Below are 13,238 nucleotides of genomic sequence, written 5' to 3' on the forward strand. Positions count from 1 at the left end.
TCATGGAATTGACCGCGCTCTATCTACTTCTGGTGTTCATGGGAATTCTGGTGGTAAAACATTTCGCATTCTGGCAGCCAATGGATGTGACTTATCTGTACCGAAACGGGTATGACAAGCTGGGGCATCGTGGATCTCCAAAAGAGGCACCGGAGAATACTCTTCCTTCCTACAGGAAGGCTCTGGAACAGGGGTTGAAGGCCATCGAAATGGATGTTCTGACCACCCGGGATGGGAAGGTTGTCTGCTCCCACAATCACGATCTGGAGCATGAGACGGACGGTACGGGATACATTGACGATATGACGTATGCCGAACTGGCAAGTGTAGATGCTGCCGCCAAGTTCCCCGACTATTCTCCGTGTAGACTGCCCCTTCTTGAGGAAACTCTTGATGCGATTCCCGAGAATGTCATTCTCGATATTGAGATCAAGGCCAGAGGGGCGCTGGATTTGACAACGGCGAAACACGTCGTGGCACTCATCAGGAAACGGAACATCTACCATCGAGTCGTGGTATCCAGTTTTCACCCTCTAGTCATCGGAAGAGTCAAGTGGTTGGACAGACGAATTCCCACAGGGTACATCTGGACAGATCATTCGGTGCCCGTCATTCTGAGAAAACCGAGGTTCATCAATCTCGTGCATCCCGATGTTTTCAAACCTGAGATCCATCTCGTCAACGAACATTTGGTGAGATATGCTCGGGGGAAGAAATTATCCATAAGCCCGTGGACCGTTAATAACCAGCCTGCCATGGAGTGGTCATTAAACCTTGGAGTTCAGGGGATTATTTCAGATTTTCCCGGATTGATGCACAGGGCAGTCGAGAATGTGAAGGAGTTCCATGAGGACCGATAAGAGAAGATTTTTTCTGTTTGTGTTCATCATCGGCGTCATTGCCGCCAGTGAAAAGGATACACATGAGATATCCTCTGAGGAGATCCTGGATCACATAAAGTATCTGGCGTCGGATGATCTCGAAGGCCGGCGGGCGGGGACGAGGGGAGCCAGAAAAGCCGCTCGATACATTACAAGGCAGTTTCGCTCTTACGGATTGACACCCATGGGGAGGTCTCGATACACATTCATGGAGCCGTTCGACTTCATTTCCGGTGTTAGACTGGGGAGAAAGAATCGTCTCTTGTTCCAGAGCGGTGATGAGACAATGAATCTCAACGTGGCAAACGATTTTCGTCCCCTGGGATTTTCAGGAAAGGGACATACTGCAGGCCAGTTGGCATTCGTAGGTTACGGGATCGATTCCGAGGAACTGGATTATCACGACTACGCGAGTGTGGATGTAAAGGGAAAGATTGTGCTGATCCTCCGGTACAGCCCTGACGGCACCAATCCCCATGGTGAATTCGGGAAGTATTCTCCTCTTCGTTACAAGGCGATGACGGCAAGAGAGCAGGGTGCTGTGGCGGTCATATTCGCGATTGGGCCCGAGGACGACGACGAAGAGAATTACTTGATGGGCCTGAAATACGACCGGAGTTCCGGCGATTCAGGCATTCCTATTGTCGCCATAACGCAGCGGTTGGCGAAGCATATTTTCACTCTATCCGGTAGAAATCTGGGGGAGATCCAGAAGCGGATTAATGATGACCGATCGCCCGATTCATTCGATCTGTCTTTCTCTGTTGAAGTGGAAACGTGGGTGGAGAAAGTTCATAACGAGACGGTCAACATCGTGGGGCTTGTTGAGGGGACCGACACGGATTTCTCCGACGAGTTTCTTGTGGTGGGTGCTCACTACGATCATTTGGGGATGGGAGGTGACGGCTCCATGGTGCCGGATACGGTGGCGGTGCATAATGGAGCTGACGATAATGCTTCAGGTACAGCCGGTCTGCTGGAACTGGCAGAATGGTTCAGCGTTCATCCCCAGAAAAGGAGCATCATATTTGTTGCCTTCGGCGGGGAAGAGCTGGGATTATTGGGCTCCGCCTTTTTTGTATCTGATCCTCCCGTGCTTCTCCAGAGGATTGGCGCCATGATAAACATGGACATGATCGGCAGAATGGATGACTCGACGGTTGTGGTTGGAGGCGCGGGGACTTCGACCGTCTGGAAGGAATTGGCGGGAGAAAAGATTGGAGACTTAGGACTTTCACCGGCGTTTGATGAGCCGGGGTACGGCTCTTCAGACCATCAATCATTCTACCTCAAGGATATCCCTGTTCTGTTTTTCTTCTCGGGCACTCACGATGATTACCATCGTCCTTCGGATGATTGGGACAAGATCAATGCGGAGGAAGAAGAGAAAATAGTGAGAGCGATTCGGGAGATAATTATCGATCTTGCAACGCGAAAGTTACGGCCCGACTTTGTAAAGGTGGAGCAGGGTCAACCCACTCGTGGCGGGTTCCCCGTCTATATTGGAACCATACCGGACTACACCGCCACGGATGTGAAAGGGATGAAACTTTCCGGTGTGAGAAAGGGTGGTCCCGCAGATCAAGGGGGCTTGAAAGCGGGTGACATTATCGTCCGGTTTGGCGAAAAGAATGTAAGGAATATCTACGATTTCATGTATGCTCTCCAGGAAGCCATAGCGGGCGATTCTGTCACCATTGTCGTCAGCAGAGAGGGCAACGAGATTAACCTGCAGGTGGTTCCTGCCCGAAGGAGAGATTGATAGTCACGCAATCCCCGCTCATACTTCGGTAGAGCGGTAACTCCAGAACAATAATTCCAAATTCTTTTTTGAAACATAACGGGCCGACAATAACTTTGGAAATGGCCGAAAAGTGGTAGTTTTGGAAGAATATATTACTGTACACGGCGCCCGGGAACACAACCTGAAAAACATTCAGGTGAAGATACCGAGAAATCAATTTGTGGTCATTACGGGTTTGTCGGGTTCCGGAAAATCTTCCCTTGCTTTTGACACGATTTATGCAGAGGGACAGAGGCGGTATGTGGAGTCCCTTTCCGCTTATGCTAGGCAGTTTCTGAGTCTGATGCAGAAGCCGGACGTGGACTACATTGACGGCCTTTCGCCTGCCATTTCAATCGAGCAAAAAGCGGGGTCTCGAAATCCACGTTCCACCGTTGGTACTGTTACAGAGATTCATGATTATCTCAGGCTTCTTTATGCCCGGACGGGCATCCCATACTGCTGGAGCTGCGGGGACCCCATTCAGAGGCAGACAGTACAGCAGATTGTCGATGCCGTGTTGAGGCTCCCCGAAGGATCGAAACTTCAGGTTCTCGCGCCCGTGATCAGGGGGCGAAAGGGACAGTTCAAGGATGTATTCAAAGAAATTGCGAGGGAAGGATTTGTGCGTGTGCGCGTTGACGGAAGAATCCGGGATGTATCGGGAAAAATCATTCTGCACAAGGACAAGAAACATAACGTTGAAGTGGTAGTGGACAGGATTGTGCTGGAGGCCGACGTATCCGAAGGATCGTTTGGAAAAGAGCGATTGACGGAGTCAGTGGAATTGGCTCTGAGAATCGGCTCCGGACTCGTGGTCATTCATCGTCACCCAAAGGAGGAGCACATCTTCAGCGAAAAGTTTTCCTGTCCCAAATGCGAGGTGAGCATGGAGGAGCTCTCCCCGCGCATGTTTTCCTTCAACTCCCCGTACGGTGCTTGCCGGACATGTGACGGACTGGGTTCCCGGATGGAAATCGATCCGGATCTGGTCGTTCCGGACAAGCGGAGGTCTCTGATTCAGGGGGCCATTGCACCTCTGGGAGAACAACCCAGGGGAAGTTGGTATAGTGCCATCCTGAAGAGCCTGGCAAGGCACTACGGATTTAACTTCACGATGCCCTGGTACAAGTTGACCGCTACTGCCCGGGAAGCTTTGCTCTGGGGCACCGGAAGTGAACGAATAAAGATGGAGTATAAATCTGACCGATTTACAGGAGAGTATTCAGGCGGATTCGAGGGTGTAATTCGTAACCTGGAACGTCGTTATCATCAGACCCGGTCCGCCGGCATACGTGAGTGGATTGAGAAATACATGAGCATGCGGCCGTGCCCCAAGTGTGGGGGTGCCCGACTCCGCAAAGAGAGCCTGGCAGTGAGACTGGGGGACATGAATATTGGCAATTTGTCGAGACTTTCAATTAAGGATGTCGCCGACTTCTTCCGCACATTCAAATTCACTACCACCCAGAAAAAGGTTGCCAAACAGATTTTGAAAGAACTGCGGGAACGTCTGCAGTTCCTGATGAATGTGGGGCTTGACTATCTGACATTGGACAGGAATGCTTCGAGTCTCTCGGGCGGAGAGGGTCAACGAATTCGACTTGCGACCCAGATCGGTTCTCAACTTGTAGGTGTGTTGTACATTCTCGATGAACCCTCGGTTGGACTCCACCAGCGGGACAACAAACGTCTCATATCCACGCTGAAAAAGTTGAGAGAGCTGGGGAACACGGTCCTCGTCGTGGAGCATGACAGGGAGGCCATTGAGTCGGCAGACCATGTAGTGGATCTGGGGCCAGGGGCCGGAGAAGCGGGAGGAGAGGTGGTGTTCCAGGGCGCCGCCAGGGACCTCGCAAAGTACGATCGGTCTATTACGGGGCTGTATCTTTCGGGAAAACGGCAGATTGAGATCCCCTCCGGAAGACGAAGCGGGTCAGGCAAGGTACTGAAACTCTACGGAGCAAAGGGAAACAATCTTTCCGCCATCGATATTGAGTTTCCACTGGGAAAATTCATTTGTGTCACGGGCGTCTCAGGTTCGGGCAAGAGCACGCTGGTCAATGAAACCCTATATCCAATTCTGGCGAGAGAACTTCACGGTGCCAGAGCTTACCCGCTGCCCCACGATTCCGTTGACGGGATGGCGTATTTGGACAAGGTCATCGACATTGACCAGTCACCCATTGGCCGGACGCCCAGGTCGAATCCGGCCACCTATACGGGTCTATTCACACATATCCGGGACCTCTTCGCGAAGCTGCCGGAGTCAAGAATCCGGGGCTATAAGCCAGGGAGATTCTCCTTTAATGTCAAAGGAGGCCGGTGCGAAGCATGCCGGGGGGACGGCGTCATAAAAATTGAAATGCATTTTCTTCCTGACGTCTATATTCGCTGCGAAGAATGCAAAGGATCCCGCTATAACCGGGAAACGCTCGAGATAGCCTTTAAAGGGAAGACCATTTCGGGTGTGTTGAACATGAGTGTCGAGGAAGCGCTGGTCTTTTTCAAGAACTTTTCCCAGATTAGGCGGCGACTCCAGACACTTCGCGACGTGGGGCTGGGTTACATTCAACTGGGCCAGCAGGCGACCACCCTTTCAGGCGGAGAGGCCCAGCGGGTCAAACTTTCCTCAGAGCTATCGCGGATCGGTACGGGGCGAACCATTTATATTCTCGATGAACCAACCACGGGGCTTCACTTTGAAGACGTGAGAATGTTGTTGGATGTATTGAACAGCCTTGTCGATAAAGGGAACACCGTCATCGTTATCGAGCACAACCTCGATGTGATCAAAACAGCTGACTGGATCATAGATCTGGGACCTGAAGGGGGTGACGAGGGAGGTAGAATCGTGGCTCAGGGGACGCCTGAACAGTTGACCCAGGCTGGGCAATCCTACACGGGTCAATTCCTCCGGTCTATTCTGAATACCGGCCAATGAAGTGACATGATGAATCAGCTCGAACGGTTGTGTATCAATACGCTGCGATTTCTGGCAGTGGACGCGGTGGAAGCTGCTAAATCCGGTCACCCGGGTATGCCCCTGGGGGTTGCTCCCGCCGCTTACATTCTGTGGGATCGATTCCGGCGCCATAGTCCCTCCAATCCCCAATGGTTCAATCGTGATCGCTTCGTTCTTTCGGCGGGACACGGATGTGCCCTGCTGTATGCTCTTCTCCATCTCACAGGATATGATCTGTCCCTGGAGGATATCAAACGCTTCCGTCAGTGGGGAAGCAAGACCCCGGGTCACCCGGAATACGGGTCGGCCCCCGGGGTGGAAAGCACCACGGGTCCATTGGGACAGGGCTTTGCCAACGGTGTGGGAATGGCCATGGCAGAGCGCTTTCTGGCAAATCGGTATAATCGTAAAGGATACCCGGTGGTGGATCATTACACCTATGCCATCGTGTCTGATGGTGATCTCATGGAAGGGGTGTCTTCGGAAGCAGCATCTCTGGCAGGTCTGTGGGGGCTGGGGAAAATCATCTATCTCCACGACGATAACCATGTTACCATAGAAGGAAGTACGGATCTCGCTTTCACGGAAGATGTCCATCAGCGGTTTGAGTCCTATGGCTGGCACGTGCAAAAAGTTGCCGACGGGAACGATCTGCAATCTATCGCCGGGGCTATCGAGAATGCCCAGGAAGAGGTGAATCGCCCCTCACTCGTCATGATTCGGACTCACATCGGGTTCGGAAGTCCCAAACAGGATTCCGCTTCCGCTCACGGGGAACCTCTCGGACCGGAGTCATCGGTGAAAACAAAAGAGACTCTTGGCTGGCCTCTGGAGCCCACATTCTACATACCTGAAGAGGCAGAGAAGCATTTTCGGGAGGCTCTGGCGCGGGGCACCCGGCAGGAATCCGAATGGGAAAGACTGGTGGAGGAGTATTCCGGGACTTATCCTGACCTGGCGGTGAATTTCAGGAGGATCAGGAGAGGCGAACTTCCACCTGGATGGGGTGACGAAGTGCCCGAATTTCGACCTGAGGACGGACCCATTGCCACGCGGACCGCATCGGGGAAGGTACTGAATGTGCTTGCGAAGCATCTTGATAATCTACTGGGTGGTTCCGCGGATCTGGCGCCGTCAAATAAGACATTACTTGCTGCTCAAGATGACTTTGGTTTGAACGGGAGATGGGGGCCAAATGTCCACTTTGGTGTGCGTGAACATGCCATGGGTGCCATTCTCAACGGCGTCGCATTGCACGGTGGAGTCCTTCCTTACGGCGGGACATTTCTGGTATTCTCCGATTACATGCGTCCGGCGCTGCGTCTGGGGGCCTTGAGTCGGTACAAAGTCATTTTTATTTTTACCCATGATAGTATCGGCTTAGGTGAAGACGGTCCCACTCACCAGCCTGTGGAGCATCTCATGTCTCTCCGGGCCATCCCGAATTTCACTGTGATAAGACCCGCGGATGCCAACGAAACAGCCTCAGCCTGGAAACTTGCAGTCGAGCAAGACGGCCCCGTGGCCCTGATTCTCACGAGACAGAAGATCCCGGTCCTCGATTCCACAAGTCATGCAGTGGCGGATGGCGTACGCCGGGGAGCGTATGTTCTATCGGAGGCAAAAAGAGCAGATCCCCATATCGTTATCATCGCTACGGGTTCAGAAGTCCATACCGCTCTGGAGGCACAAAGGGAGCTGTCCGGTCAAGGGATTGAAGCCCGCGTAGTTTCCATGCCGTCCTGGGAGTTATTTGAAAAACAACCCGTGGAGTACCGGCATGAGGTTCTGCCTTCCCGCATACCTAAGCTGGCTGTGGAGGCAGGGAGTCCTTTGGGATGGCACAAATACGTAGGCGAAACGGGAGTGGTGATTGGACTGGAGCGGTTTGGAGCTTCGGCTCCCGGCAGTGTCGTTCTGGAAAACCTTGGATTCAGTGGCAGTGAAGTCGCCTCCCGGGCCCGGGCACTCCTGGAAAAAACAGAGAAATTGTCAGCTTCCTGATCCCGCATCCCCCAGATCAACGTCTGTTGTCGGGGATCGCGTCGGGACAAATGCTTTTCCCAGTTCTAATAGTTTTCGTAACGTTCCGAAAACGTGAAAGAATTTGTGAAAGCAAGATGAATAAGGAGATATCATGCCCATCAGAAAAGGAACAGCTGTCTGGCGTGGAAACCTGAGGATGGGAAAGGGTACCGTTTGAAGAGGGAACGAGTTTAGAGACACCGTAGAATATGGCGGATATTCTGGCGAAATGGTGGAAGCCTCTGGAGAAGGACAAAGTTCTCTGCACGCTGTGTCCCCGGTATTGCAAGATAGGGGACGGCCAGAATGGATTTTGTTTCATCAGGAAGAACAAAGGCGGACGATTGTATCAGACGGGATACGGTACGTCCACGGGATTCGCCATTGACCCCATCGAGAAGAAACCTCTTAATCACTTCTTGCCCGGGACTCCCGTACTAAGTTTTGGCACGGCAGGATGTAACCTCGGGTGTCGTTTCTGTCAGAATTGGGATACTTCAAAATCACGGTTGGATGAAACACGATCACTCCGGGATTTGACGGCGGAACAGGTCGTCCAACTCGCCGTTGACAAGAAATGCCCCAGCGTTGCCTACACCTATAACGATCCCACCATCTGGGGTGAATGGGTCATCGATATTGCGAAAATTTCGAAGGAGACCGGGATCAAGAATGTGATGGTAACGGCAGGATATATCACGCCGGAGGCGAGGGAAGAAATCTATCCTTTCATCGATGCAGCCAATGTGGATCTGAAGGCGTTCACGGAAACCTTTTATCACAAACTCACCTTCTCTCGCTTGGCGGATGTTTTGGACACCATAAGCTGGCTGGCGAATGAAACGGACGTGTGGATTGAATTGACCAATCTGGTTATTCCTGAACATAACGACAGCACGGACGAAATCGGGAAGATGGTCGATTGGGTTCTGGAAAATGTGGGCGATGAAATCCCCATGCATTTCACGGCATTCCATCCAGATTTCAAGATGATGGATATACCTCCCACTCCCCCTGAAATAGTCACAGAGGCGAGAAATCTAGCCGTTGAGAAGGGATTGAAATACGTTTACGTGGGAAACGTCCACAATCCCCATGGTCAGACGACCTATTGTCCCAGTTGTCACGCGTCGGTTATTGTAAGAAATTGGCATTCGGTCGTCTCCATGAACCTCACAGATGGTCGGTGTGAGTGCGGGCAAAGAATACCCGTGATCCAGGCCTAATCCCATTCAAATCAACCCTCTTTTCAAGAAGAGAATCGATGCAAAACTCCGGTAAGAAAGTATATGACTTGATCATTGTAGGCGGCGGTCCCGCGGGCTCCACCGCAGCGATATATGCTGCCAGAAAGGGCCTGAAAACGCTTCTACTTGAAAAGGAGCGGTTTCCCCGGGACAAGGTATGCGGCGATGCCCTGTCGGGGAAGTCGGTGGCGGTGCTTCGGGACTTGAATCTCATGGAAAGTGTCCGGGAATTACCGGGAGCGCTCATTCGCACGGTTACTTTTGGAAGTCCCAATCACACCGAAGTCAACGTGGAACTGAGGAGTTCCAACCCCGGGGATCCACCCATAGGTTTTGTTATCCGGCGTGAGATTTTTGACAATTTTCTCTTTCAAGAGGCACGGAAGGTGGTTCATAACTGTGTGGAGGAATTCTCTGTGCGTGATATCCTGACGGAGAATGGACAGGTACAGGGTGTGAGGGGAATTGGGCCGGACGGCTCCAAAGGGACTGAATTCAGAGGCCGTATGGTGCTCGGGGCGGATGGCTTCAATTCCGTGGTGGCCAGGAAAATGGGACTTTACAATCATGATCCCCTTCACCAGGTTGTGGCCTTACGATGCTATTTCAGGAAAGTGAGAGGTTTAACCGACCAGATTGAATTACATTATCTCAGGGAAGTTGTGCCCGGGTATTTCTGGATTTTCCCCCTGGAGGACGATTATGCCAATGTTGGCATCGGGATGCTTCACGCATACATTCGCCGCAGGCAGATAAATCTCAAGGTCGCTTTGAACAACGCCATCCACAGTTCAGCGTTTGAACATAGATTCAAGGGATCGGAGCAAGTGGGGACACCCGTGGGATGGAATCTTCCCGTGGGGAGCATGCATCGCAAGATATTTGGAGCCGGTTTTATGTTGCTGGGGGATGCCGCCGGCCTCATCGACCCATTTACGGGCGAAGGGATAGGGAATGCCATGTATTCAGCACGTGTGGCCGTCGAGACGGCAGCGGAAGCCTGCCGGGCAGATGATTTCAGCGAGAACTTTCTGTCCAGATATGATCATCGCCTGTGGGATGCCATCGGGGGCGAATTGAGACTGAGCACAAAATTGCAGCAGCTCGGCCGGTTGAAATTTCTTCTGAATTTCGTTATTGCCAAAGCCGCGCGCAGTGAAGAAGTGAGAAATGTGATTGGAGGGATGATCGTGAATGAGCATCCAAAGGAAAACCTGGTCAATCCCATGTTCTACTTGAAGCTTTTGTTTGCGTGAAGCAGGTTTTTTTGGACTATTCAGCCGGAAGAACTTTCTTGAGAGGATAAAGAGATGACCCTTATTAGCCTCACGGGAAGGCCAAAGGACGAGGGTTTTTCCGAGTTGGAGATCAACGAACAATTGCTGAAAATGTTAGGCAAGGAATGGTTGAAGTCATTGGGCGAAGGGGCTATCATTCTTCCCGGGAAAGTCCTGGGAGTAATTGAAGAATTACAGGGTGGCGACGGGGCGGACTGATCCCTGGAGTCTGCGATGTGGGAGAGTCAATCATGAAACAATTGCTTCAAATGAGATGTGTGGCCTGCCGCAGGGGTGCCCCCACGGTGACCGAGGAAGAAATCGTAGATTTCAAGCCTCAGGTGCCAGACTGGGAGATCATGGACAGAGAGGGCATTCAAAGGCTGGAACGCCTCTTTCCTTTCAATAATTTTTCTGATGCCTTGCGCTTCACTAACACCGTGGGTGAAATCGCCGAGGAAGAGGGCCATCACCCCTCTTTGTTGACCGAGTGGGGAAAGGTGACGGTCATATGGTGGACGCACAAAATTCGTGGTCTGCATCGCAATGATTTTGTCATGGCGGCCAGAACGGATCAATTGTATTCACGTGGCAGGGCGTGATGATCCTTCTGTGGGGTGGGAAGAATCAGCCCCCCCCCCTCGGCCATTTTTGTATCATCTGCACCGCCCGATCTTTCCAGTTTAAAACCGATTGATATTTAAGAAAGTTGGGGGATTCACATAACGGGTGCACGCGGAGTTGATTCCGGCGGAAGAGAGCGGAGTATCTGTTTGGAATCGCTTATGTCTGGTCTTAAATTTGCGCACGCCTTTATGTTCTTCCGTCCTGCGCTTTTCTACGCTGCTCCAACCATCTAATGGACGATTAACGGAATTGTGAGATGACAGACGTTCACATTACCGATCCTGAGCCACGGCCGGAAGAACTCGTCGAGGAACAGACACTTCGTCCCAGCTCTTTTGATGATTTCATCGGTCAGAAGGATGTGGTGGAGAATTTGAAGCTCTTCATTGAAGCTGCTCGCAAAAGGAATGAGGCCTTGGACCACGTTCTTCTTTTCGGGCCTCCTGGATTGGGGAAAACAACTCTGGCACACATTATCTCCAGGGAACTGGATGTCAATCTGAAACAGACCTCCGGGCCGGTATTGGAACGGGCCGCTGATTTGGCCGGGTTGTTGACCAATCTACGCTTTCGGGATGTTCTGTTCATAGATGAGATACACCGCATGAACAGTGTGGTGGAGGAATATCTCTACTCGGCCATGGAAGAATTCAAGATTGACATCATGATCGACCGCGGACCAAGTGCCCGCAGCGTTCGATTAACCCTGGAGCAATTCACTCTGGCAGGAGCCACCACGCGTATGGGGAGCTTAACCTCGCCCATGCGGGACCGTTTCGGGGTCGTCCTGCGCATTGACTTCTACAGCCCGGATGATCTTCGCATGATCATCCTCAGATCGGCAAAGATTCTGGGCGTGGAGATTGATGATCAGGGGGCAGTGGAGCTGGCCAGGCGGTCCCGTGGGACTCCCCGGGTCGCGAACCGGATTCTCCGGCGGGCTCGTGACTATGCCCAGGTAAAGGAAGACGGCCATATATCAAAAGGGGTGGCGAAGAAGTCACTGGACAAGCTGGGCATCGACGCAAAGGGGCTCGATGATCTCGACAGGAAAATACTGGAGGTGCTCGTGGACAAGTTCAACGGCGGTCCCGTGGGAATCAACTCACTCAGTGTCGCTGTGGGGGAGGATGCCCAGACTATCGAAGATGTCTATGAACCGTTTCTCATCAAGGAGGGATTTGTGCAGCGCACGCCCCGGGGAAGAATCGCTCAGGACGTGGCATTTGAGTATTTGAACTTGAAGAAACCCATCAATCAGGAGTCTTTATTCTAGTTCGAGGGATCGCATGTTTCAGAAAAGAGTAAAGCTGAGATTGGCTGATTTTGACTACAATCTGCCAAAGACGCGAATCGCCCAGTATCCCGCAAGGCGGCGTGATTACGCCAAGCTAATGGTCGTTCGCAGAGATGGCAAGACGGTCGAGCACAAAAAGTTTTTTCATATTGTTGACTATCTGAAAAAGAACGATCTGTTAATCCTGAACAAGACAAAGGTGTTCCCCGCCCGCCTGTTTGCTGTGAAGGACCGCACGGACGCAAGGGTGGAGGTATTTCTTCTGCGTGAACTGGAGAATGATCTCTGGGAAGTTCTGGTTAAACCGGCCAGAAAGGTTCGCATCGGTAACAAACTCCATTTCATAGGTAATGTCTACTGTGATGTCATTGACAACACTGTTTCCGGTGGCCGGGTAGTTCGGTTCGAGTACGAGAGTGATGACTTCTACAAGATAATCGATAGGATTGGCCATTCTCCTCTTCCCCCATATATTAACCGGCCGGCGGAACCGCGTGACAAGGAGAGATATCAGACCGTCTTTGCCGAAAGGAGAGGTGCGGTTGCCGCCCCCACCGCAGGACTTCATTTTACCGAGAGCCTTCTTAAAAAGGCGGAGAAGAAGGGCATCAAAATTGGCCATATTATTCTGCATATTGGTCTGGGAACCTTTCGCCCCGTTCAAGTGGAAGATCTGACGCGGCATCAGATGGATTCAGAATACTTTGAAGTCCCCGCTGAAACCGCTATTGCAATTAATGAAGCACGGGCGAAGGGAAAAAGAATTTTTGCGGCGGGCACCTCAACAGTCAGGGCCCTGGAAACGGTGGTTGTTTCTGGATTCCAGGTGACTGCCAAGCGCGGCTGGACAGACAAATTCATTTACCCCCCCTACGACTTCAAGATGACCGATGCTTTGTTGACGAATTTCCATCAGCCCAAATCGACCCTCCTGATGCTCATATGTGCTTTTGCCGACAGGGAATTCATTTTTAAGGCGTACAGGGAGGCACTGAAGAGCGATTACCGGTTCCTAAGCTACGGCGACGCCATGTTGATTCTTTGAGACAAGATTCGAGAACCAAGAACCAAAAACAAGGATCAAGTGTCAAGGAACAAGTATCAAGTATCAAGTGTCAAGGATCAAGTCACCAGTC

The 13,238-nt window shown here is 51.8% G+C and carries 10 protein-coding genes; all 10 read left to right on the plus strand.

Annotated elements, in window-relative coordinates; translation table 11 throughout:
- Positions 1–2: 2 nt before the first annotated feature.
- Entirely contained in the window at positions 3–860 is an 858-nt protein-coding gene (locus V3U24_06150) for a glycerophosphodiester phosphodiesterase family protein (GenBank protein MEE9167024.1), read from the plus strand.
- Positions 847–2,643, plus strand: a complete 1,797-nt coding sequence (locus tag V3U24_06155; protein MEE9167025.1) for a M28 family peptidase — start codon at positions 847–849, stop codon at positions 2,641–2,643. The genes V3U24_06150 and V3U24_06155 overlap by 14 nt, the downstream gene beginning before the upstream one ends.
- Before the next feature lie 121 nt (positions 2,644–2,764).
- The gene (gene uvrA / locus V3U24_06160; protein ID MEE9167026.1) at positions 2,765–5,608 is read left to right on the plus strand and encodes an excinuclease ABC subunit UvrA; all 2,844 of its coding nucleotides are present in this window, start codon (positions 2,765–2,767) and stop codon (positions 5,606–5,608) included.
- Between the two features lie 6 nt (positions 5,609–5,614).
- Entirely contained in the window at positions 5,615–7,633 is a 2,019-nt protein-coding gene (gene tkt / locus V3U24_06165) for a transketolase (GenBank protein ID MEE9167027.1), read from the plus strand.
- Between the two features lie 230 nt (positions 7,634–7,863).
- A complete protein-coding gene (gene amrS / locus V3U24_06170) occupies positions 7,864–8,880 on the plus strand; it encodes an AmmeMemoRadiSam system radical SAM enzyme (protein MEE9167028.1) in 1,017 nt (338 codons plus the stop codon).
- Between the two features lie 38 nt (positions 8,881–8,918).
- Positions 8,919–10,157: a geranylgeranyl reductase family protein gene (locus tag V3U24_06175; protein MEE9167029.1), complete on the plus strand. Its 1,239-nt coding sequence runs from the start codon at positions 8,919–8,921 to the stop codon at positions 10,155–10,157.
- Between the two features lie 54 nt (positions 10,158–10,211).
- Positions 10,212–10,397 carry a hypothetical protein gene (locus tag V3U24_06180; protein ID MEE9167030.1) on the plus strand — a complete coding sequence of 62 codons (186 nt, stop codon included), beginning with the start codon at positions 10,212–10,214 and terminating at the stop codon, positions 10,395–10,397.
- 32 nt (positions 10,398–10,429) lie between these two features.
- The gene (locus V3U24_06185) at positions 10,430–10,780 is read left to right on the plus strand and encodes a 4a-hydroxytetrahydrobiopterin dehydratase (protein MEE9167031.1); all 351 of its coding nucleotides are present in this window, start codon (positions 10,430–10,432) and stop codon (positions 10,778–10,780) included.
- Positions 10,781–11,061: 281 nt separating this feature from the next.
- The gene (gene ruvB / locus V3U24_06190; GenBank protein ID MEE9167032.1) at positions 11,062–12,081 is read left to right on the plus strand and encodes a Holliday junction branch migration DNA helicase RuvB; all 1,020 of its coding nucleotides are present in this window, start codon (positions 11,062–11,064) and stop codon (positions 12,079–12,081) included.
- A gap of 34 nt (positions 12,082–12,115) precedes the next feature.
- Positions 12,116–13,147: a tRNA preQ1(34) S-adenosylmethionine ribosyltransferase-isomerase QueA gene (gene queA / locus V3U24_06195; GenBank protein MEE9167033.1), complete on the plus strand. Its 1,032-nt coding sequence runs from the start codon at positions 12,116–12,118 to the stop codon at positions 13,145–13,147.
- Positions 13,148–13,238 lie beyond the last annotated feature (91 nt).

Source organism: Candidatus Neomarinimicrobiota bacterium (assembly GCA_036476315.1).
GTDB lineage: Bacteria > Fidelibacterota > Marinisomatia > Marinisomatales > S15-B10 > JAZGBI01.